The sequence below is a fragment of the Mycobacterium sp. IS-1742 genome, from assembly GCF_001500125.1.
Classification (GTDB): domain Bacteria; phylum Actinomycetota; class Actinomycetes; order Mycobacteriales; family Mycobacteriaceae; genus Mycobacterium.
In genome coordinates this window covers 90,646-110,933 of the sequence record NZ_LQIV01000043.1, presented here as the reverse complement: position 1 = coordinate 110,933, position 20,288 = coordinate 90,646, and the positions used below count along the sequence as shown (strand labels likewise).

Here is a 20,288-nt window from a genome sequence, read left to right as displayed (position 1 = left end):
ATCACTTCGGGTCGGGGGATACGGCATCGGGGTCGATGTCCTTCTCCGTGCGGAACATGAAGAAGAACACCACCCAGCCGATGGCGGCCAGGAAGATCCAGCTGACCAGCCGGTAGATGAGCATGGCGGAGATGGCGCCGGCCAGCGTCATCCCGCTCGACACCAAGCCGGGCACCAGCACCGCCTCCACCACCAACAACCCGCCGGGCATCAGGGGAATGGTGCCGACGGCGCGCGCGGCGGCGTAGGCGACGGTCAGACCGGCCAGCGAGGGGTGACCGCCCGCGGCGTAACACGCGAACGCCAGGCAGGCGACGTCGGCGATCCAGTTGAACAGCGACCACCCGAAGGCCATGCCGAGGTCGCGGCGGCCCAACTGCACGGATTCCAACTGCTGCAGCAACTCTCGCCACTTCGCCAACCCGGTGTCGACGGGTTTGTTGCGCAGCGAGTTGAACCGGGCGAGCAGCCGCGCGCCGATGCCGTCGATCAGCTCCGGACGGCTCGCGACCGCCTGGGCGAGCACCAGCAGCGCGGCGAAGCCGCCCAGCGTGAAAATCAGCGACAGCGGGTTCTTGCTGGCGCCGAGCATGAACGCGCCGCCCAGGCCCAGCAGCGCGAGGCCCACGCCCTGCAACACCCCGGACATCACCAACTGCCACGAGGCCACCACCGGGCTGGCGCCCCACAGCCGCTGCTGCCGGTAGAGGAAGGTCGCCGACAGCACCGGGCCGCCGGGCATGGTGGTGCTCAGTGCGTTGCCCGCGTAGTACGCCGCCTCCGAGCGCCACTGCCGCAGGTGCACCCCGGCCGAGCGCAGCAGGGTGCGCTGGATCTGCGCGAAGCTGTGCATCGAGGCCAGCGACGCGACGACGGCGGCCAGCACCCACCACCAGTTCGCGGAGAGCAGGCTCTTCCAGGCCTTGGCCAGCTGATCCCACACCAGCACCACCTCGACGGTGAGCACGGCGACGGCGACGGTGATGATCGCCCAGCGGACCCACCAGTACTTTACGCGGGTGGATCCGTCGGGGTCGGCCCGTCCTCGCTTGGCGTCGTTCGCCGTCGCGTCGTGGGACACGCCCTACAGAGTAACGGTGTGCCTGCGCGGTTTCGCCTGCCTGCGCGGGCGCGCCGTCACCAGGGAGCGGGCAGTGACGACGGTTACGCTCGTCGCATGTCAGACGGTGTGTTCCTGGACGACCAGTCGGTGTCGCCGCTCGTCCGCAAGGCAGCCGCATGGTCGTGGCGACTGCTGATCATCTTCGGCGCGCTCGTCGCGGTGCTGTGGGTGATCAGGCAGTTGGAGATCATCGTCGTGCCGGTGGCGCGGGCCACCATGCTCGCCGCCCTGCTGATGCCGGCGGTCGACTTCCTCGACCGCCGCGGCGCCCCGCGGGGAGGGGCGGTCGCGTTGGTGCTTCTCAGCGGCATCGCAGTGGTCGGCGGCCTGCTCACGTTCGTCGTCAGCCAGTTCATCGAAGGCATGCCTGCGCTCGGGGAACAGGTCACCCGCAGCATCGACGGTCTGCGGGTGTGGCTCGTCGAGGGGCCGCTGAACCTGAGCCGCGACCAGATCGACAACGCGGGCAACGCGGCGATCGAGGCGGTGCAGAACAACCAGGAGCGGTTGACCAGCGGGGCGTTGTCCACCGCGGGAACCATCACCGAGATCGTCACCGGCGCGCTGCTGGTCCTGTTCACGCTGATCTTCCTGCTGCACGGCGGCCGCAACATCTTCAGTTTCGTCACCAAGGTCTTCCCGCCCGAGGTGCGCGAGCGGGTGCGCGGGGCCGGCCGCGCCGGGTTCCACTCGCTCATCGGATACGTGCGCGCGACGTTCCTGGTCGCACTCGTCGACGCGGTGGGAATCGGCACAGGTCTGGCGATCATGGGGGTGCCGTTGGCGTTGCCGTTGGCGTCGCTGGTGTTCCTCGGTGCGTTCGTCCCATTGGTCGGCGCGGTGGTCACCGGGTTCCTCGCGGTCATCGTCGCGCTGCTGACCAAGGGTCTGGTCTACGCGCTGATCACCCTCGGCCTGATCCTGGCCGTCCAGCAACTCGAGGGACACGTGCTGCAGCCGCTGGTGATGGGCCGCGCGGTGTCCATCCATCCGCTGGCCGTCGTGCTCGCGATCGCGGGCGGCGGCGTGCTCGCCGGAATCGTCGGGGCGCTGCTCGCGGTGCCCGCGGTCGCCTTCCTCAACAGCGCGATACGCGTGCTGCTCGCCCGCGACCAGCAGGCCGAGGTGCAGCAGCTCGAGGCCGACGACGGACCGCGTATCCAGGCGAAGCCGGACGACGTCGAGGAGAAGGTCGACTAGCTACGCGGCCTCTCCGTCGTCCCCGCTCTCGTCGTCGGGGTCGGTGAGGTAGCGCTGCGGGTGGAAGTGGTTGTTGATTCTCGGTTGGCCGGTGTCGTGGTGTTCGGGTGGGATCCAGTGGGTGCGGCCGTTGCCGGGGCGCACGGTGGTCCATCCGGTTTTCTCGATGAGCAGGTTGGCGGGTTGGCAGGCCAGGGTTTGGGTGTCGATGTCGGTGCGGCCGCCTTGGGAGTAGTCGTCGGTGTGGTGGGCTTCGGTCCAGTAGAACGGCACGGTGCAGTGGGGGTGGGTGCAGCCACGATCCCGGGCGAACAGGGCGAGGCGTTGGGCGTGGACGCGCAGCGTTTGGCGCGGCCGAGGTAGAGGATTTCTTCGGTGTGGTCGTCGAACACCGCCAAGTAGTGGCGGGAGTGGCCGGCCAGGCGGATGAGGTCGCGCATGGGGATCCGGTTGCCGCCGCCGGTGTGGGCCCAGCCGGCGGCGCGTTCGAGCTCGCTGAGCGTGGCGGTGGCCACGATGCCGGCCGGTACGCCGGCGACCTGGGCGAGAGTACCGGAGGCGATCGCGTCGCCCATCGCGCGGGTCAGCGCGTCGTGGTGGCGTTGGCCGGGGGTGCGGTCATCGCGGCCGGTGACCGCGTCGTCATGGGGCAAATTCTGGCCGGGGGCGGCGTATTTGGCGGCGATGACATCCCAGAGGGCGCGGGCTTCGGGGGTGAGCCAGCCTTCGATGCGGCTCATCCCGTCGGCCTGTTGGCGGCCCACCCGGAGGTGGCGGCGGCGTCGCAGGGTCTGGTGGTCGGGTTCGGTGCCGTCCTGGTCGATGAACCCCAACAGGGTGTCGGCGACCTGCTTGAACTGATCCGGGCGTAGCTGCAGGGCGTGGGTGACGAGGTCGCGTTCGTAGTCGTCGCGGCGGGTGGCTGACACCCAGACCGGCAGCTTCCGGATGAAGTCCTGGATGACCCGCACATGCGCGGCCCCGATGTCGCCGCGGGCGACCGCGTCGGCGGTATGCGCCAACTCGGTCTGCACGCGTTCCCCGTGAATCGTGTAGCGCGGGCCGAGTTGGGTGGCGTCGGTGATCCGGTTGCGGGCGTCGGTGGGGGTGATGCGCAGGTGGTTGGCCAACACTTCCCGGATGGAGGTGGCGCCCAAAGCGTGGGGGTCGGCGTCGATCAGGCGTGCGGTGAGCCGGTGCTCCACGGCCGGGACCGCCCAGACGGCGTGTTTGATGCGGTCGAGTTCGGCCACCACCTGCGGATCGGTCAGGTCGTCGAGGGGGGCGGTGTGCAGGTCGGCGACCGCCGCCCGCAGACGGTCGACCGCTGCGCTGAAGTCCCCATCCATGCCTCGAACACTAGTTCGAGGGTCCGACAAAACCCGCCGCGATGTGACAGCTGAAACCACTGTGGCGCAGGTTGTTTCGAGATTGCCGCGAGCGTGCGCACACTGCTGGGCAACCCACGGCGTATCGGGTGCAAACACGCACCTTCGCGGCGGAAGGGCGGCCTACTAGGGTGAGCGCATGCGGGTTGGCGTGCTGGGTTCGAAGGGCAAGGTCGGAGCGACGATGGTGCAGGCGGTCGAGGCCGCCGACGATCTCACGTTCACCGCGGGGGTCGACGCCGGTGATCCGCTCAGCGCGCTCGTCGACACCCGGACCGACGCCGTCATCGACTTCACCCACCCCAGTGTGGTGATGGACAACCTGAAGTTCCTGATCGACAACGGCATTCACGCGGTCGTCGGCACCACCGGCTTCACCGACGAGCGCATCGCGCAGGTGCAGGACTGGCTCGCGGACAAGCCCGAATCGGCCGTCCTGATCGCGCCCAACTTCGCGATCGGCGCCGTCCTGTCGATGCATTTCGCGCAGCAGGCGGCACGGTTCTTCGAGTCGGTCGAAGTCATCGAACTGCACCACCCGCACAAGGCCGACGCGCCGTCGGGCACCGCGGCACGCACCGCGAAGCTCATCGCCGCCGCACGAAAAGACATGCCGCCCAACCCGGATGCCACCAGCACCGGCATCGAGGGGGCGCGCGGTGCGGACGTCGACGGGATTCCCGTGCACTCGATCCGGCTCGCCGGCCTCGTCGCGCACCAGGAGGTCCTCTTCGGCACCCAGGGCGAGACGCTGACCATCCGGCACGACAGCATCGACCGCACGTCGTTCGTCCCCGGCGTGCTGCTCGCGGTGCGGAAGGTGTCCGAGCGTCCGGGCCTCACCATCGGCATCGAACCGCTGCTCGACCTGACATGACCGACGACCGTCGCGCGTTGCGCACCCAGGTGCTCATCGGCCTCATGTGCGTCGCGCTGGTCGTGTACTTCCTGCTGCTCGGCCGGATCGCGTTCGCGTTCATCGACACCGGCGAGCCGGCGGCCATCGGGCTGGGCGTCGCGCTGCTGGTCCTGCCGCTGATCGGCGTCTGGGTCATGGTCAGCACGCTGCAAGCCGGCTTCGCCCATCAACGCCTGGCGCGGATGGCGCGCGAACAGGACATGGATCTCGACGTCAGCGATCTGCCGCGCCGCCCATCCGGGCGTATCGAGCGAGACGCCGCCGACGCGCTGTTCGACTCCGTGCGCAACGAACTGCAGGAGGATCCGGACAACTGGATCCGCTGGTATCGCCTGGCCCGGGCCTACGACTACGCCGGTGACCGGGGCCGGGCGCGCGCCGCCATGCGCAGAGCCGTCGAACTGCAGGAGGGTGCGTGACCGCCACCCCGGCCCGCTTGCTGATCATCCACCACACCCCGTCGCCCCATTGCCAGGAGATGCTGGAGGCGGTCGTGGCCGGTGCCACCGATCCCGAGATCGAAGGCGTGGAGGTCGTCCGGCGGCAGGCTCTCATCGTCTCGCCGGTCGAGATGCTGGAGGCCGACGGTTACGTGCTCGGCACGCCGGTGAACCTGGGATACATGTCGGGGGCCCTCAAGCACGCGTTCGACCAGTCGTACTACCAGCTGCTCGACACCGCCGCCGGCCGACCGTTCGGGCTCTACCTTCACGGCAACCAGGGCACCGAGGGCGCCGAGCGTGCCCTCGACGGCATCACCGCCGGGCTGGGGTGGGAGCGGGTCGCCGAGACCGTCGTCGTATCGGGCAAACCGGCCAAAGCCGACGTCGAGGAGTGCTGGAACCTCGGCGCCACCGTCGCCGCTCGGCTGATGGGTTAGCCCCGGTCCGCGTCGCTCGACACGAATCAGCCGATTACCCCGGCCGAAGCGCTGTGTCACTGGCACTGTTCAGCTGTGACTCAAGGACCTGGACGTCTCCTCGGCAAGTCGACGGTGATCACCGGGGCGGCGATGGGCATCGGGCGGGCGACCGCCGAGGTCTTCGCCCGCGAGGGCGCACGTCTGATCGTGACCGACATTCAACGTGAACCGCTGCTCGGGTTGGCTGACGAATTGCGCCACAGCGGTGCCGACGTCGAGACGGTCGTCGGCGATGTCTCGGTCGAGGAGGATGCGCGCCGGATGATCGCGGCCGCAGTCGACCGGTTCGGACGGCTCGACGTGCTCGTCGCCAACGCCGGCATCATCCCGCTCGGCGACGCTACGGAGGTGACGGCCGCCGGCTGGGACGAAGTCATGGCGATCGACGGGCGCGGGATGTTCCTCACGTGCAAGTTCGCGATCGAAGCGATGGTGTCGACCGGTGGCGGCGCCGTCGTCTGTCTCTCCTCGATCTCGGGACTGGCCGGCCAGAAGCGCCAGGCCGCCTACGGACCGGCCAAGTTCGTCGCCACCGGCCTGACCAAGCACCTGGCGGTCGAGTGGGCTGACCGCGGCATCCGGGTGAACGCCGTTGCGCCGGGGACGATCCGGACAGAGCGGGTCAATCGGCTCCCGGAGGAGCCGGGCGGCTCGGAATACCTCGCCGACATCCAGCGCATGCACCCGATGGGCCGACTCGGTGAACCGGTCGAGGTCGCTCGCGCCATCGCCTTTCTGGCCTCCGACGACGCCTCGTTCGTCACCGGCGCCGTGTTGCCCGTCGACGGGGGATTCCTGGCGCAATAGCGTGCGGGAACCCGGCGGCCGCCGGGGCCGCGATCGATGGAAGGGTCTTGACCCATATCGACCGAAATGAAGGGATGAACGAATGCCGGGTATCGCCGAGATCGCCCTGGGCGCAGCCCCCGTCGCCGGTGGTGCACTGCTCGGTGTCGTCGCGGGCAACCTGCGGGGACCCGACTTCCGCGGCATGATCGCCAAGGACATGGAGCTGCTCGAACGCCTCCCGGCCGAACAGGTCGAACTCCGTGAACGCCTCAAGCGCAGCATCGACCAGCGCATCGAGGACCTCGTCACCACGACCGAGCGCAGCCGTGAACTGCGCATGGCGGCCATGTCCTATGAGGGCAACTGGCGCGACATCGTGGTGTTCATCTGCGCGGTCCTGTTCACGATCGTGTGGTGGAACGTCAACCACGACCGCAGCAACTGGCTGGTGATGTTCATCGTGCTGATCGTGTTGTCGATCGTCGCCGGGGTGTACGCGGCGCGCGGTCTGCTGCGGGCGCTGGGCAGGACGTCGCGCACCCGCCGCGGCCGCGCCTAACTCGGCAGCGAACCGGCGAACAACTCCTGCAGCGCGATCCAGTGCCGCTGCGCCGCCTCCTCGTCGTACGGCGCGTTGTCCGGGACGGCGAAACCGTGACCGGCCGGATAGATCTCCACCGTGTGCTGCACACCCGCCGCGGCGAGCGCCTTGTCGAGCGTCTCGGCCTGTTCGGCGGTGAACGAGTTGTCGTTCTCGGCGCCGGCCACGTAGACCGTGCCCGTGATGCGGTCGGCCAGCAGGTGGGGGCTCGTGTCGTCGTCGGTGACCAGCCCCCCGCCGTGGAACGATCCGGCAGCCGCCACTCGCTCGGGGACCCGCCCCGCCACGATCAGCGACGTCCGACCGCCCATGCAGTACCCGCACACCCCGAACCTGTCGCCGCGCACCTCGGGCCGCCCGGCGAGGAAGTCGAAGAACGCGGTGGCGTCGGTGGCCATCTTGTCGGGGGTGACGGAGCCGATCATCCCGAACAGCCGTCGGCGTTCGGCCTGGTCGCCGAACACCGTGCGCATGTCGAACGGCGCCCATTCGCCGCTGCGGTAGTACACGTCCGGCAGCAGGACCGCGTGACCGAATGCGGCCAGCCGGTCGGCCATCTCGTGGAACGTGGGACGGACACCGCCGGCGTCGGGATACATCACCACACCCGACCACGGACCGGGTCCGTTCGGCGTGTGCAGGGTCACGGGGCAGTCGCCGTCCGGCGTCGTCACGGTCGCGGTGATACTCGGCATGCCATCCGTTCTACTCGCCGCCCTGGACGTAAGCTGGCCGACGTGCCGATCCCCACGCCCTACGAGGATCTGCTGCGTCTCGTGTTCGAGCGCGGCACCCCCAAATCGGACCGCACCGGAACCGGCACCCGCAGCCTGTTCGGGCACCAGATGCGCTACGACCTGGGCGCCGGTTTCCCGCTGATCACCACCAAGAAGGTGCACCTCAAATCGGTGGTCTACGAGCTGCTGTGGTTCCTGCGCGGCGACTCCAACGTTCGCTGGCTGCAGGAGCACGGCGTCACGATCTGGGATGAATGGGCCAGCGAGACCGGTGAGCTCGGCCCCGTCTACGGCGTGCAGTGGCGGTCATGGCCGACCCCGTCGGGCGGGCACGTCGACCAGATCAGTGCGGCCATCGACCTGCTGCGGACCGATCCGGACTCGCGCCGCAACATCGTCTCGGCGTGGAATGTGGGAGAGATCCCCCAGATGGCGCTGCCGCCGTGCCATGCCTTCTTCCAGTTCTATGTCGCCGAGGGCCGGCTCTCCTGCCAGCTGTACCAGCGCAGTGCTGACCTGTTCCTCGGCGTGCCGTTCAACATCGCGAGCTATGCGCTGCTCACGCACATGATGGCCGCGCAGGCCGGGCTCGGCGTCGGGGAGTTCGTGTGGACCGGCGGGGACTGTCACATCTACGACAACCACGTCGACCAGGTGACCGAACAGCTCGGTCGCGAACCGCGTCCTTATCCCGAACTTGTCCTCGCACAACGTGATTCGATCTTCGACTACACATACGAGGACATCGTCGTCAAAAACTATGACCCGCACCCGGCGATCAAAGCGCCGGTGGCGGTATGAGGTCTGTCGGACTCATCTGGGCGCAGTCGACCTCGGGCGTGATCGGACGCGACGGCGGGATCCCGTGGCGGCTGCCCGAGGATCTGGCCCGGTTCAAGGAGATCACGCTCGGCCACCCGGTGGTGATGGGCCGGCTCACCTGGGAGTCGTTGCCGCCGAAGGTGCGGCCGCTCCCCGGGCGCAAGAACGTCGTCCTCACCCGGCGGCCCGACTACCTGGCCGAGGGAGCGGAGGTCGTGACGAGCCTCGACGACGCGCTGGGAGACGAGGAGACCTGGGTGATCGGCGGCGAGCGCGTCTACGCGCTGGCCCTTACGCGGGCCACCCGGTGTGAGGTCACCGAGGTCGAGATCGAACTGCATCGTCAGGACGCGGACGCGGTGGCGCCCGTGCTGGGGGAAGCCTGGGTGGGCACCGCGGGGGACTGGCTGACCAGTGTCACCGGACTGCGCTACCGGTTCCACAGCTACCGGCGCGCCGACGCCTGAGGGCACTTCCGCGACACATGCTGTCGGTGCGGTGGGCGACGATGTGGTGATGGCTGCCTCCCTCACCGGCGCCCAGGCCCGCCGGATCGCCGTCGCCGCGCAGGGGTTCACCGAACCCAGACCGCGCGGTCCGGTCACGCGTGCGCATCTGCGCAGGCTGATCAACCGCATCCAGGTGCTGCAGCTCGACTCGGTGTCGGTGGCGGTCCGGGCACACTACGCACCGGTGTTCAGCCGGCTCGGCCCCTACGACAGCCGGGTGCTCGACGCCGCCGCCTGGTCGCACTCGGCTCGTGCGCCACGCCTGCTGGTCGAGTACTGGGCGCACGAGGCCGCGCTCATCGCCGTCGACGACTGGCCGTTGCTGCGGTGGCGGATGCGCGAGTACACCCACGGCCGGTGGGGCACGCACATCGTCAAGGCCAACCCCCAGCTCGTCGAGGACGTCGTCGAGGCGGTCACCGCCCTCGGACCCGCCACCGCGGGTCAGATCGAGGAATACCTCGGCGCAGACCAACGCGGCCGCAAAGGGCCGTGGTGGGATCGCAGCGACACCAAGTGGGTGACCGAGGCGCTGTTCGCCTCGGGTGTGCTCACCACCGCGACGCGCGTCGGCTTCGCCCGACACTACGACCTGACCGAGCGGGTGCTGCCCGCGCAGGTGATGGCCCGTCGGGTCGACGACGACGAGGCGGTGCGCGAGCTGTGCCTGCGCGCAGCCGGGGCGCTGGGGGTGGCCACCGAGGCCGACATCCGCGACTATTTCCGGCTCTCCGCCAAACAGGTCAAACCGGCGATCGCGAGTCTGGTCGCCGCCGGTGAGCTCGAGCCGGTCGAGGTCGACGGCTGGCCGGCGCCGGCGTACCTGCGTGCCGGGCGGACCGTTCCGCGTGCCGACCGGGGAACGGCGCTGCTGTGTCCGTTCGATCCCCTGATCTTCTTCCGGCCGCGCGTCGAACGGCTCTTCGGCTTCCACTACCGCATCGAGATCTACACGCCCGCGGCCAAGCGGCAGTACGGCTACTACGTGTGGCCGTTCCTGCTCGACGGCCGGCTGGTCGGGCGTGTCGACCTCAAGGCCGAGCGGGCCCGTGACGCGCTGCACGTGGTGGGCGCGTTCGTCGAACCGGGGGAGGACCCGGTGCGGGTGGCCACCGCGTTGACGGCTGAGCTGAAGACCATGGCGGAGTGGCTGGGGCTGTCCGACGTCACGGTCGGGGAACGCGGCGACCTGGCCACGGTCCTGCGCCGGTCCGCCGCGTTAGGGTGACGCCGTGGCCGAGACCGCGCCGCTGCACGTGCAGCTGATCGCCAAGACCGAGTTCACGGCGCCACCCGGCGTGCCGTGGGACACCGACGCCGACGGGGGCTCCGCGCTGGTCGAGTTCGCCGGCCGCGCCTGCTACCAGAGCTGGTCCAAGCCCAACCCCCGCACGGCCACCAACGCCTCCTACCTGCGCCACATCATCGACGTCGGACACCTCTCGGTCCTCGAGCACGCGTCGGTGTCGTTCTACATCACGGGGCTCTCGCGGTCCTGCACCCACGAGCTGATCCGGCACCGGCACTTCTCGTACTCGCAGCTCTCGCAGCGTTACGTGCCCGAGAACGACGCGCAGGTCGTGGTGCCGCCCGGCATCGAGGGCGACGCCGAACTCGAGGAGATCTTCACCGCCGCGGCCGATGCGAGCCGCGCCGCCTACACCGAACTGCTGGCGAAGCTGGAGGCCAAGCTCATAGGCGACGAGCCCAGAGAGAAGCGGGCCACGCTGCGCCGCAAGCAGGCCAGGCAGGCGGCGCGATCGGTGCTGCCGAACGCCACCGAGACCCGCATCGTCGTCACCGGCAACTACCGGGCCTGGCGTCATTTCATCGCGATGCGGGCCAGTGAGCACGCCGACCTCGAGATTCGCCGGCTGGCCATCGCCTGCCTGCGGGAACTGGTCACCGCCGCGCCCGCGGTGTTCGCCGACTTCGAGATCTACGCACTGTCCGACGGCACGGAGGTGGCGACCACCCCGCTCGTCACCGAGGCGTGAGGTCAAGCGGGTAATCTTGTCACCCGTGAGTATCAGCGGATTCGACGTGACGGCCCGGTTGGGCACCGTGCTCACCGCGATGGTCACTCCGTTCAAGCCCGACGGCTCGCTCGACACGGACGCCGCCGCGCGTCTGGCGAACCACCTCGTCGATTCCGGCTGCGACGGTCTGGTGCTGTCCGGTACCACCGGTGAGTCCCCGACCACCACCGACGACGAGAAGCTGACGCTGCTGCGTACCGTGCTGGAGGCCGTCGGCGACCGGGCTCGCATCATCGCCGGAGCGGGCACCTACGACACCGCGCACAGCATCCACCTGGCCAAGGCGTGCGCGGCCGAGGGTGCGCACGGCCTGCTCGTGGTCACGCCCTACTACTCCCGCCCGTCGCAGAACGGCCTGCTGGCGCATTTCACCGCCGTCGCCGACGCGACCGACAGGCCCGTCGTGCTGTACGACATCCCGCCGCGCTCGGTCGTCCCGATCGCCTGGGACACCATCCGGACGCTCGCCGAGCACCCGAACATCGTGGCGATCAAGGACGCGAAGGGCGACCTGCACGGCGGCGCGCAGATCATCGCCGAGACCGGTCTGGCGTACTACAGCGGCGACGACGCGCTGAACCTGCCGTGGCTGGCCATGGGCGCCGTCGGGTTCATCAGCGTGTGGGGCCACTTCGCGGCCGGTCAGCTGCGAGAGATGCTGTCCGCGTTCAACTCCGGAGACGTGGCCACCGCCCGCAAGATCAGCGTCGTGCTGGGCCGGCTGAGCGACGCGCAGGCGCGTCTGGGTGGCGTGACGATGTCGAAGGCCGGTCTCGGGTTGCTGGGCTTCGACGTCGGGCAGCCGCGGCTGCCGCAGATCCCGCCCACAGTCGACGAATTGGCCGCGCTGGCCGAGGACATGCGCGCCGCGGCGGTGCTGCGGTGACGCTGTGAACAACGACCTGATCGCACCCGGCCCGCTGGCGGTCGGCGGCCTGCGGGTGACGGCTCTCGGCGGGATCAGCGAGATCGGTCGCAACATGACCGTCTTCGAACACCTCGGCCGGCTGCTCGTCATCGACTGCGGTGTGCTGTTCCCCGGTCACGACGAACCCGGTGTGGACCTGATCCTGCCGGACCTGCGCCACATCGAGGACCGCCTCGACGACGTCGAGGCGCTGGTGCTCACCCATGCGCACGAAGACCACATCGGTGCCGTGCCGTTCCTGCTCAAACTGCGCCCCGACATCCCCGTCGTCGGATCGCGGTTCACCCTCGCACTCGTCCGCGAGAAGTGCCGCGAACACCGGATCAAACCGCATTTCGTCGAGGTCGCCGAAGGGCAGCGCAGCACCCACGGCGTCTTCGAATGCCAGTACTTCGCCGTCAACCACTCGGTGCCGGGCTGCCTGGCCGTCGCGCTCCACACCGGCGCGGGCACCGTCCTGCACACCGGTGACATCAAACTCGATCAGCTCCCGCTCGACGGGCGGCCCACCGACCTGCCGGGGATGTCACGCCTCGGCGATGCCGGCGTGGACCTGTTCCTGTGCGATTCGACCAACGCCGACCGCCCGGGCGTCGGGCCGTCGGAGAGCGAGATCGGCCCCACCCTGCACCGGCTGATCCGGGGGGCCGACGGCCGGGTGATCGTCGCGTGCTTCGCCTCCAACGTCGACCGCGTGCAGCAGATCATCGACGCGGCCGTGGCGCTGGGCCGCCGGGTCTCCTTCGTGGGCCGGTCGATGGTGCGCAACATGGGCATCGCCCGCGAGCTGGGTTACCTCAAGGTGGACGACGGCGATCTGCTCGACATCGGCGCCGCCGAGATGATGCCCGCGGAGAAGGTCGTGTTGATCACCACCGGAACGCAGGGCGAACCCATGTCGGCGCTGTCGCGGATGTCGCGCGGTGAGCACCGCAGCATCACGCTGACCGCAGGCGACCTGATCATCCTGTCCTCGTCGCTGATCCCGGGCAACGAGGAGGCCGTCTACGGCGTCATCGACTCGCTGTCCAAGATCGGCGCCCGGGTGGTCACGAACGCTCATGCGCGCGTGCATGTCTCGGGTCACGCCTACGCCGGGGAGCTGTTGTTCCTCTACAACGGTGTCAAACCGCGCAACGTGATGCCGGTGCACGGCACGTGGCGGCATCTGCGCGCCAACGCCGCGCTGGCCGCCCGCACCGGGGTCCCGCCCGAGTCGATCGTGTTGGCGGAGAACGGCGTCAGCGTCGACCTGGTGGCCGGGAAGGCGAGCATCGCCGGTGCGGTCGGCGTCGGGAAGATGTTCGTCGACGGGCTGGTCACCGGAGACGTCGGCGAGACCACGCTGGGCGAACGCCTCGTTCTGTCTTCGGGTTTCGTCGCGGTCACGGTCGTCGTGCACCGGGGGACGGGCCGGCCGGCGGGACCCGCGCACCTGATGTCGCGCGGGTTCTCCGAGGATCCGAAGGCGCTCGAACCGGCCGCGCGCAAGGTCGAGGACGAGTTGGAGAGGCTGGCCGCCGACACGGTCACCGATCCGGCGCGGATCGCCCAGGCGGTGCGACGCACCGTCGGCAAGTGGGTGGGCGAGACGTACCGCCGCCAGCCCATGATCGTGCCGACGGTCATCGAGATCTGACGCCTCGATTCCGCCGGTCACCGGCAATTTCACCCGTTCGGACGAGGTTCTCCGAGCTCGCGAGTGATTTGATCAGACGACAGCGTCAATAAGTCGTCGCTGGTCGAGGCGTCGAGCGAGAGGACCGCCATGAATGCTCACCAACTCATCCATGTCTGGCAGCGTCCCGCGAAGGCCGGCGCGCACCGGCGCGCGGCCGTGGTCGTCACCGTCGACGCGCCGATCGCCGCGCAGCCGTCGGTGCGCTGGTGGACCGCCCCGACCGGACGATTCACCGCCGCCGCCCACCACGTGTTCGCGCTGCCGCAGCCGCACACGCTCCCGGACAACCGGTCGCACTACTATCCCTCGCGGTGCGTGTACCTGGAGAGTTCGGAACTCGCCCGAATGATGGATCACCTCTGAGCCGCGGTCGTCGGCTCACATCGGTCGGCCGGGTGGGGCCGTGCAGGTGAACCCCGACCCGTCGCGCTGCGGCACGTACGCCCCGCCTGCGACGTCGCAGCACGTGCGGTACGCGGTGTGCATCGCCGGGGTGTCCATCCGGCCCTTCGGCGTGAAGTCGCCGCCGACGAACGCGTACTTCAACTGCTCGGTGCAGACGACGTAAGCGTTGATGTCCCATCCCGCCGGCTCGGCGGACGCGACGGCGGGACCCCCGACGGATGCGGCGATCGCGAAGACCCCGGCGATGAACGGCTTCATGACACCAAGCGTCGTTGTTGTAACGCGATAACGCAAGGGTCCGTCAGCGCTTGTTGACGAAGCCCGCGTCCACGGGGAGCGCGACACCGGTGATGTAGCGCGCCTCGTCGGACGCCAGGAAGGCGACCGCGGCGGCGATGTCCTCGGCGTCGAGTGCCTGGACCGGCAGGGCGTTCGTCATATCGGGCGCCATGCCGCCCCTGCCCTGCGTCTCCTGCGCGAGGCCCTCGAGCCAGCTGCGGGTGAACTCGTTGTCGATCATCGGCGTGTTCACCCCCGCGGGATGGACCGAGTTCACCCGGATGCTGTGTGTCGCAAGGATGTTCGCGTACACCCGCATGATGCCGACGATGCCGTGCTTGGCGGCGGCATAGCCGATCGAGCCGGCCATCGGCGATGCCAGACCGACGAGGCCGGCCACCGAACTGGTCAACACGATCGAGCCGCCGTTGCCCGCCTTGATCATCGGCCGCATCGCGACGTCGACGGTGTGGAAGACCCCGGTCAGGTTGACGTCGATGACGTCCTGCCACGCGTCCTCGCCGGCCATCGGCGCGATCCCGGCGTTGGCGACGACGACGTCGAGTCGGCCGCCGAGGCGCTCCACACCGTCGATCAGCGCGGCCTTGAGCGCGGCGCGGTCCCGGACGTCGGCCGGCGAGGCCACGATCCGGGCGCCGGTGTCCTCGACGAGCTTGACCGTGGCCGCCAGGTCGTCCGGGGTGGCCAGGGGATAGGGCACCGAGGCGATCTGGTCGCAGATGTCGACCGCGATGATGTCGGCGCCGTCGGAGGCGAGCCGGACCGCGTGCGCACGGCCCTGCCCGCGCGCCGCGCCTGTGATGAAGGCGACCTTGCCCTCGAGTGGACGCATCGCTGTCCTCCCGTCAGGGCCGCAGCTGACCCTTGGCCGGATCGCCGGCCGGGATCGGCTCGAGCATCTTGATGTCGGGGGCGCCGTCGAGGTGTTCGCCCACCTCGGCGAACAGTGTGGTGATGCCCGGCGCGGTGCCGTGGGCTTTCAGCGCCTCCGCGTCGGCCCACTGCTCGACGAACACGAAGGTGCCATTGGCCTCGTGCAGTGAGTAGAGCTCGCAGCCCGGTTCGGAGTGCACCGTCTCGATGGCTTTCTTGCAGGCCTCGCGCACGGTGTCGACGGACTCGGGTTTGGCGGTCATGGTGGCGACGACGACGACGGGCATGGGTGGTGAACTCCTCGATGAGTGACGGGGGCCAGACCGGACAGGTGTCCAGCCTACCCACGGCGACTCCGCTGAGACGCAGGTGAAACCATTCTGTGACCCGTGTGGCTGATGGTGATTGTGGGGCCAGTGCGACTAGGCTGGAGCCCATGGCTGGTAAGACCGTCACCCGCTCCGGCGCCCGTACGAGCAGGTCAAAGGCCGGAACGCGGAGCGGGGCCCGGCCGGGTCGGCCCGCGAAGCCCGCACCCCGGCGTAAACCCGCGCCGCGACGCCATCCGTCGCCCGTCGGCGCGGCGGGCGCCGCGGTCGGCCGCGGGGCGCGGGCCGGCTGGCTGATGCTGGCGCGTGGGGCGGGCAGTACGGCGCGTTCGGTCGGCCGCGCCCGCGAGATCGAACCCGGGCACCGCCGCGACGGGATCGCCCTCGCGCTGCTCGGGATCGCGGTCGTGGTGGCCGCCGGGTCGTGGTTCGACGCCGCCCGTCCCGTCGGTCAGTGGATCGACACGGTGCTGCGCACCCTCGTCGGCGGCGCGGTGGTGCTCGTTCCCGTCGTGCTCGCCGCCGTCGCCGTCGCGCTCATGCGCAGCGAGCCCGACCCCGAGGCCCGCCCGCGCCTGATCCTGGGCACGGCGATGATCACCTTGCCCGCGCTGGGACTCTGGCATCTGTGGTCGGGCTCGCCGCAGGCTCCGGGGGAGCGACAGCACGCCGCCGGCTTCACCGGCTTCGCGATCGGGGGTCCGCTGGCTGACGGTCTCACCGCGTGGATCGCCGCACCGCTGCTGTTCATCGGGGTGCTGTTCGGTCTGCTCCTGGTCACCGGAACGACGATCAGGGAGGTGCCGGAGACGGTACGGGCGATGTTCTCCACGCGCGGATACCGCGACGACGAGTACGACGACGAGTACGACGAGTACGACGAGTACGACGAATACTACGAAGCCGATCCTGGTGCGGCCGAGGACTTCTCGGACGGCTACTACGACGATCCGTCGATGTCGCGCGACGAGCAGCTCTGGCCGTCGGGTTCGCCGATGGACAACTATCCGCTCGATCCGCAGGACGCCGACGCACCGACGCTGCCCGAGGTTCCCGCGCTGCCCGCCGCGCCTGCGGCCGAGGCGAAACCCAAGCGCAAGAAGGCCGCCCCGGAGAAGAAGCCGGTCGAGGACCAGGACACGCTGTCGCTCGACCGTGTCGTCGAAGGGCCCTACACACTGCCCTCGCTGGACCTGCTGGTCGCCGGCGATCCACCCAAGCTGCGCAGTTCGGCGAATGACCGGATGATCGAGGCGATCAACTCGGTGCTGCAGCAGTTCAAGGTCGACGCCGCGGTCACCGGCTGCACCCGCGGACCCACGGTCACCCGCTACGAGGTCGAGCTCGGGCCCGGTGTGAAGGTCGAGAAGATCACCGCGCTGCAGCGCAACATCGCCTACGCGGTGGCCACCGAGAGCGTCCGCATGCTGGCGCCCATCCCGGGCAAGTCGGCCGTCGGCATCGAGGTGCCGAACACCGACCGCGAGATGGTGCGTCTGGCCGACGTGCTCACCGCACCGTCGACCCGCCGCGACCACCACCCGTTGGTGATCGGATTGGGCAAGGACATCGAGGGTGACTTCATCTCCGCCAACCTGGCGAAGATGCCGCACCTGCTGGTCGCCGGCTCGACGGGTTCGGGTAAGTCGAGCTTCGTCAACTCGATGCTGGTGTCGTTGCTGGCGCGCGCCACACCGGACGAGGTCCGGATGATCCTGATCGACCCGAAGATGGTGGAATTGACACCCTACGAGGGCATCCCGCACCTGATCACGCCGATCATCACCGAACCGAAGAAGGCCGCCGCCGCGCTGGCCTGGCTCGTCGAGGAGATGGAGCAGCGCTACCAGGACATGCAGGCCTCGCGGGTGCGTCACATCGACGTGTTCAACGAGAAGGTGCGGTCCGGTGAGATCACCGCGCCGCTGGGCAGCGAGCGGGTGTACAAGCCGTACCCCTACATCCTCGCGATCGTCGACGAGCTGGCGGACCTGATGATGACCGCACCGCGCGACGTCGAGGACGCGATCGTCCGGATCACCCAGAAGGCGCGGGCAGCCGGTATTCATCTGGTCTTGGCCACGCAGAGGCCGTCGGTCGACGTCGTCACCGGCCTGATCAAGACCAACGTGCCGTCGCGGCTGGCGTTCGCCACCTCGTCGCTGACCGACAGCCGCGTCATCCTCGACCAGCCCGGTGCGGAGAAGCTGATCGGCATGGGCGACGGGCTGTTCCTGCCGATGGGTGCCGGGAAGCCGATCCGCCTCCAAGGCGCGTTCATCACCGACGAGGAGATCCAGGCCGTCGTCTCGGCGACCAAGGACCAGGCCGAGCCCGAGTTCATCGAGGGCGTCACCGCGGCCAAGGCCGGTGAGCGCAAGGACGTCGACCCCGACATCGGCGACGACATGGACGTGTTCCTGCAGGCCGTCGAGCTCGTGGTGTCGTCGCAGTTCGGCTCCACGTCGATGTTGCAGCGCAAGCTGCGGGTGGGCTTCGCCAAGGCGGGTCGTCTGATGGACCTCATGGAGACCCGTCAGATCGTGGGCCCCTCCGAGGGCTCCAAGGCGCGCGAGGTGCTGGTCAAACCCGACGAGCTGGCGGGCACGCTGGCGCTGATCCGCGGCGGGGCCGACGCGAACGGCGCCGACACCGAGTGACAAACAGCTAGAGCGTGAGCAACATTCGGGTGTTGCCGAGGATGTTGGGCTTCACGTACGACAGGTCGAGGAACTCCGCGACGCCGGTGTCGTATGAGCGGCACATCTCCTCGTACACCTCAGCGGTGACCGGGGTGCCGTCGATCTCGGCGAATCCGTGCCGGGCGAAGAACTCCACCTCGAAGGTCAGCACGAAGATCCGCTCCAGACGCAGTTCGCGCGCCACGTCGAGCAGCCGCTCGACGATGAGGTGCCCGACGCCGCGGCCCCGGACCTTGGGGTGCACCGCCACCGTGCGCACCTCGCCGAGGTCGGCCCACAGCACGTGCAGCGCGCCGCAGCCGATCAGTTCGTCGTGCAGCTCGGCGACCCAGAACTCCTGCACCGCCTCGTAGATGTTGACCAGGTTCTTCTCGAGCAGGATCTTGCCGGCGTAGATGTCGACGAGCCCTTTGATCGCCGGGACGTCCGAGGTGCGCGCCCGGCGCACGACGACGTCGTCCGCCGGGTTCTGGTCCGCTGCGCTCACGCTGCGACAATATCGCCAGAGGCAACCGATATTCTGTTGCGGTGTCGGGCCCGTCTCCTACTGATCCGGTGGTGCCGCGCGCCCGAGTGGCGAACATCGCCAATGTGCTGACCGGCGTGCGCTTCCTCCTCGTACCGGTGTTCCTCGCCGCGCTGTTCGTCGGCGACGGTCATGAAACGTATTGGCGCGTGGTCGCTTTCGTGGTGTTCGCGGTGGCGGTGATCACGGACCGCTTCGACGGTGCGCTGGCCCGCAGCTACGGCATGGTCACCGAATTCGGCACGCTCGCCGACCCGATCGCCGACAAGGCGCTCATCGGCGCCGCGCTGATCGGACTGTCGGTGCTGGGAGACCTGCCCTGGTGGGTGACCGTCGTCATCCTCGCCCGCGAACTCGGGGTCACGGTGCTGCGCTTCGCGGTGCTGCGCCACGGGGTGATCCCCGCCAGCCGCGGCGGCAAGCTCAAGACGCTCGTCCAGGCGGTCGCGATCGGGCTGTTCGTGCTGCCTCTGGCGGCCTGGCCCGGACCGTGGCTCGCGGTGGCCTGGGTGACGATGGTGGCCGCCGTCGTGCTGACCCTGCTGACCGGTCTGGACTATGTGGTGTCGGCGATCCGGGACTCCCGTGAACGACCCGCTGCTCACTGACGACGCCCGCGCACTGGTCGCCGACCTGACCGTGCGCCATCAGAGCGTCGCGACCGCCGAGTCGCTGACCGCCGGTCTGCTCAGCGCGACGCTGGCCGGTGTCCCCGGCTCCAGTGCCGTGCTTCGCGGCGGTCTGGTCACCTATGTCGAGGACACCAAGATCGCCCTCGCCGGGGTGGCCCCGCAGGTCCTCGACGCCGTGGGACCCGTCGCCGCCCCCACCGCGCGGGCGCTCGCGGTCGGCGCGCGGCAGCGGTGCGGGGCGACCTGGGGCGTGGGGCTGACCGGGGTGGCCGGACCCGAACCGCACGGCGGCCATCCGGTGGGCACGGTGTTCCTCGGCCTGGCCGGGCCGGTCGACACCGAGGTGGTCGAACTGCGGTTGAGCGGTTCGCGCTGGGACATCCGCAAGGCGGCGGTCGACGCGGCGATCACCCACCTGCGCGCGCGCGTCGAAGCGCAGTGATCTGAAACTCTTTCGCGGCCGGGAACCGCGTCGGTGTCCGGGGCGTTGTGCAGGTAGCAACCCAGCCGACGAAGGAGGGCACGATGGCGGCATTGTTGCGCGAGGTGATCGGCGACGTGCTGCGCCGCGCCCGTACGTCGCAGGGCCGCACCCTGCGGGAAGTCTCCGACACCGCCCGGGTCAGCCTGGGGTATCTCTCCGAGGTCGAACGCGGCCGCAAGGAAGCGTCGAGCGAACTGCTCAGCGCGATCTGCGGGGCTCTCGACGTACCGCTGTCGCGGGTGCTCTCCGACGCGGGCGAGGAACTGGCCCATCAGGAACTCGCCGCCGCGCGCGTCCCGAACATCGACGTGACGACGAAGGTCGTGATTCCGCAGGCCGTGTCGATGGCGGTGGCCTGACACGTCCCCCATATCTCGAC

Annotated in this window: 24 protein-coding genes; 17 read left to right on the top strand and 7 right to left on the bottom strand. The window is 69.4% G+C overall.

Annotated elements, in window-relative coordinates; translation table 11 throughout:
• Position 1: 1 nt before the first annotated feature.
• A complete protein-coding gene (locus AU196_RS22420; protein ID WP_059097274.1) occupies positions 2-1,081 on the bottom strand; it encodes a lysylphosphatidylglycerol synthase transmembrane domain-containing protein in 1,080 nt (359 codons plus the stop codon).
• A gap of 96 nt (positions 1,082-1,177) precedes the next feature.
• Between AU196_RS22420 and AU196_RS22415 the strand changes: the two genes are divergently transcribed.
• The gene (locus AU196_RS22415; RefSeq protein ID WP_059097273.1) at positions 1,178-2,323 is read left to right on the top strand and encodes an AI-2E family transporter; all 1,146 of its coding nucleotides are present in this window, start codon (positions 1,178-1,180) and stop codon (positions 2,321-2,323) included.
• On the opposite strand, the gene AU196_RS22410 is transcribed toward AU196_RS22415, so the two are convergent.
• Positions 2,320-3,672: a DUF222 domain-containing protein gene (locus AU196_RS22410; RefSeq protein WP_231737680.1), complete on the bottom strand. Its 1,353-nt coding sequence runs from the start codon at positions 3,670-3,672 to the stop codon at positions 2,320-2,322. The genes AU196_RS22415 and AU196_RS22410 overlap by 4 nt on opposite strands.
• A gap of 178 nt (positions 3,673-3,850) precedes the next feature.
• Here AU196_RS22410 and dapB point away from each other — a divergent pair, with 178 nt between their 5' ends.
• The 5 genes from dapB (at position 3,851) to AU196_RS22385 (ending at position 6,900) form a co-directional block, all read left to right on the top strand.
• Entirely contained in the window at positions 3,851-4,588 is a 738-nt protein-coding gene (gene dapB / locus AU196_RS22405; RefSeq protein ID WP_059097272.1) for a 4-hydroxy-tetrahydrodipicolinate reductase, read from the top strand.
• Positions 4,585-5,049 carry a hypothetical protein gene (locus tag AU196_RS22400; protein WP_059097271.1) on the top strand — a complete coding sequence of 155 codons (465 nt, stop codon included), beginning with the start codon at positions 4,585-4,587 and terminating at the stop codon, positions 5,047-5,049. The genes dapB and AU196_RS22400 overlap by 4 nt, the downstream gene beginning before the upstream one ends.
• A gap of 59 nt (positions 5,050-5,108) precedes the next feature.
• On the top strand, positions 5,109-5,510 hold the full coding sequence (locus AU196_RS22395; RefSeq protein WP_059097392.1) for a flavodoxin family protein: 402 nt from the start codon (positions 5,109-5,111) through the stop codon (positions 5,508-5,510).
• Between the two features lie 75 nt (positions 5,511-5,585).
• On the top strand, positions 5,586-6,359 hold the full coding sequence (locus AU196_RS22390) for an SDR family NAD(P)-dependent oxidoreductase (protein ID WP_059097270.1): 774 nt from the start codon (positions 5,586-5,588) through the stop codon (positions 6,357-6,359).
• A gap of 82 nt (positions 6,360-6,441) precedes the next feature.
• Positions 6,442-6,900, top strand: coding sequence for a hypothetical protein (locus AU196_RS22385; RefSeq protein ID WP_059097269.1), 459 nt, complete (start codon positions 6,442-6,444; stop codon positions 6,898-6,900).
• Here AU196_RS22385 and AU196_RS22380 read toward each other — a convergent pair.
• Positions 6,897-7,637, bottom strand: coding sequence for a dienelactone hydrolase family protein (locus AU196_RS22380; protein ID WP_059097268.1), 741 nt, complete (start codon positions 7,635-7,637; stop codon positions 6,897-6,899). The genes AU196_RS22385 and AU196_RS22380 overlap by 4 nt on opposite strands.
• 42 nt (positions 7,638-7,679) lie before the next feature.
• Between AU196_RS22380 and AU196_RS22375 the strand changes: the two genes are divergently transcribed.
• The 7 genes from AU196_RS22375 to AU196_RS22345 all read left to right on the top strand — a co-directional run bounded on the left by AU196_RS22375 (position 7,680) and on the right by AU196_RS22345 (position 14,021).
• A complete protein-coding gene (locus AU196_RS22375; RefSeq protein WP_059097267.1) occupies positions 7,680-8,480 on the top strand; it encodes a thymidylate synthase in 801 nt (266 codons plus the stop codon).
• The gene (locus tag AU196_RS22370) at positions 8,477-8,968 is read left to right on the top strand and encodes a dihydrofolate reductase (protein WP_059097266.1); all 492 of its coding nucleotides are present in this window, start codon (positions 8,477-8,479) and stop codon (positions 8,966-8,968) included. Before AU196_RS22375 ends, AU196_RS22370 begins: the two co-directional genes overlap by 4 nt.
• 49 nt (positions 8,969-9,017) lie before the next feature.
• Positions 9,018-10,238, top strand: coding sequence for a winged helix-turn-helix domain-containing protein (locus AU196_RS22365; RefSeq protein WP_059097391.1), 1,221 nt, complete (start codon positions 9,018-9,020; stop codon positions 10,236-10,238).
• A gap of 4 nt (positions 10,239-10,242) precedes the next feature.
• Entirely contained in the window at positions 10,243-11,007 is a 765-nt protein-coding gene (thyX, locus tag AU196_RS22360; RefSeq protein WP_059097265.1) for an FAD-dependent thymidylate synthase, read from the top strand.
• A 25-nt stretch (positions 11,008-11,032) separates the two neighbouring features.
• Complete coding sequence (dapA, locus tag AU196_RS22355) at positions 11,033-11,935, top strand: 4-hydroxy-tetrahydrodipicolinate synthase (protein WP_059097264.1); 903 nt, start codon at positions 11,033-11,035, stop codon at positions 11,933-11,935.
• 4 nt (positions 11,936-11,939) lie between these two features.
• Entirely contained in the window at positions 11,940-13,616 is a 1,677-nt protein-coding gene (locus AU196_RS22350) for a ribonuclease J (RefSeq protein WP_059097263.1), read from the top strand.
• A 129-nt stretch (positions 13,617-13,745) separates the two neighbouring features.
• Positions 13,746-14,021: a hypothetical protein gene (locus AU196_RS22345; RefSeq protein ID WP_059097262.1), complete on the top strand. Its 276-nt coding sequence runs from the start codon at positions 13,746-13,748 to the stop codon at positions 14,019-14,021.
• A gap of 15 nt (positions 14,022-14,036) precedes the next feature.
• Here AU196_RS22345 and AU196_RS22340 read toward each other — a convergent pair whose 3' ends face one another.
• The 3 genes from AU196_RS22340 to AU196_RS22330 are packed head-to-tail and all read right to left on the bottom strand — an operon-like array spanning position 14,037 to position 15,523.
• Positions 14,037-14,321, bottom strand: a complete 285-nt coding sequence (locus AU196_RS22340; RefSeq protein ID WP_059097261.1) for a hypothetical protein — start codon at positions 14,319-14,321, stop codon at positions 14,037-14,039.
• A gap of 43 nt (positions 14,322-14,364) precedes the next feature.
• A complete protein-coding gene (locus AU196_RS22335; RefSeq protein WP_059097260.1) occupies positions 14,365-15,195 on the bottom strand; it encodes a mycofactocin-coupled SDR family oxidoreductase in 831 nt (276 codons plus the stop codon).
• A gap of 13 nt (positions 15,196-15,208) precedes the next feature.
• A complete protein-coding gene (locus tag AU196_RS22330; protein ID WP_059097259.1) occupies positions 15,209-15,523 on the bottom strand; it encodes a putative quinol monooxygenase in 315 nt (104 codons plus the stop codon).
• Positions 15,524-15,672: 149 nt separating this feature from the next.
• On the opposite strand from AU196_RS22330, the gene AU196_RS22325 reads away from it, so the two are divergent.
• Positions 15,673-18,225, top strand: a complete 2,553-nt coding sequence (locus AU196_RS22325) for a DNA translocase FtsK (RefSeq protein ID WP_197415872.1) — start codon at positions 15,673-15,675, stop codon at positions 18,223-18,225.
• A gap of 7 nt (positions 18,226-18,232) precedes the next feature.
• On the opposite strand, the gene AU196_RS22320 is transcribed toward AU196_RS22325, so the two are convergent.
• Positions 18,233-18,754: an amino-acid N-acetyltransferase gene (locus AU196_RS22320; RefSeq protein ID WP_197415871.1), complete on the bottom strand. Its 522-nt coding sequence runs from the start codon at positions 18,752-18,754 to the stop codon at positions 18,233-18,235.
• A gap of 41 nt (positions 18,755-18,795) precedes the next feature.
• Between AU196_RS22320 and pgsA the strand changes: the two genes are divergently transcribed.
• The 3 genes from pgsA to clgR all read left to right on the top strand — a co-directional run bounded on the left by pgsA (position 18,796) and on the right by clgR (position 20,268).
• Positions 18,796-19,401, top strand: a complete 606-nt coding sequence (gene pgsA / locus AU196_RS22315; protein ID WP_059097257.1) for a CDP-diacylglycerol--glycerol-3-phosphate 3-phosphatidyltransferase — start codon at positions 18,796-18,798, stop codon at positions 19,399-19,401.
• On the top strand, positions 19,379-19,867 hold the full coding sequence (locus tag AU196_RS22310) for a CinA family protein (RefSeq protein ID WP_059097256.1): 489 nt from the start codon (positions 19,379-19,381) through the stop codon (positions 19,865-19,867). The genes pgsA and AU196_RS22310 overlap by 23 nt, the downstream gene beginning before the upstream one ends.
• An 83-nt stretch (positions 19,868-19,950) precedes the next feature.
• Positions 19,951-20,268 (top strand): transcriptional regulator ClgR, encoded by a 318-nt coding sequence (gene clgR, locus AU196_RS22305; RefSeq protein ID WP_059097255.1) that lies wholly within the window; start codon positions 19,951-19,953, stop codon positions 20,266-20,268.
• Positions 20,269-20,288: the final 20 nt, after the last annotated feature.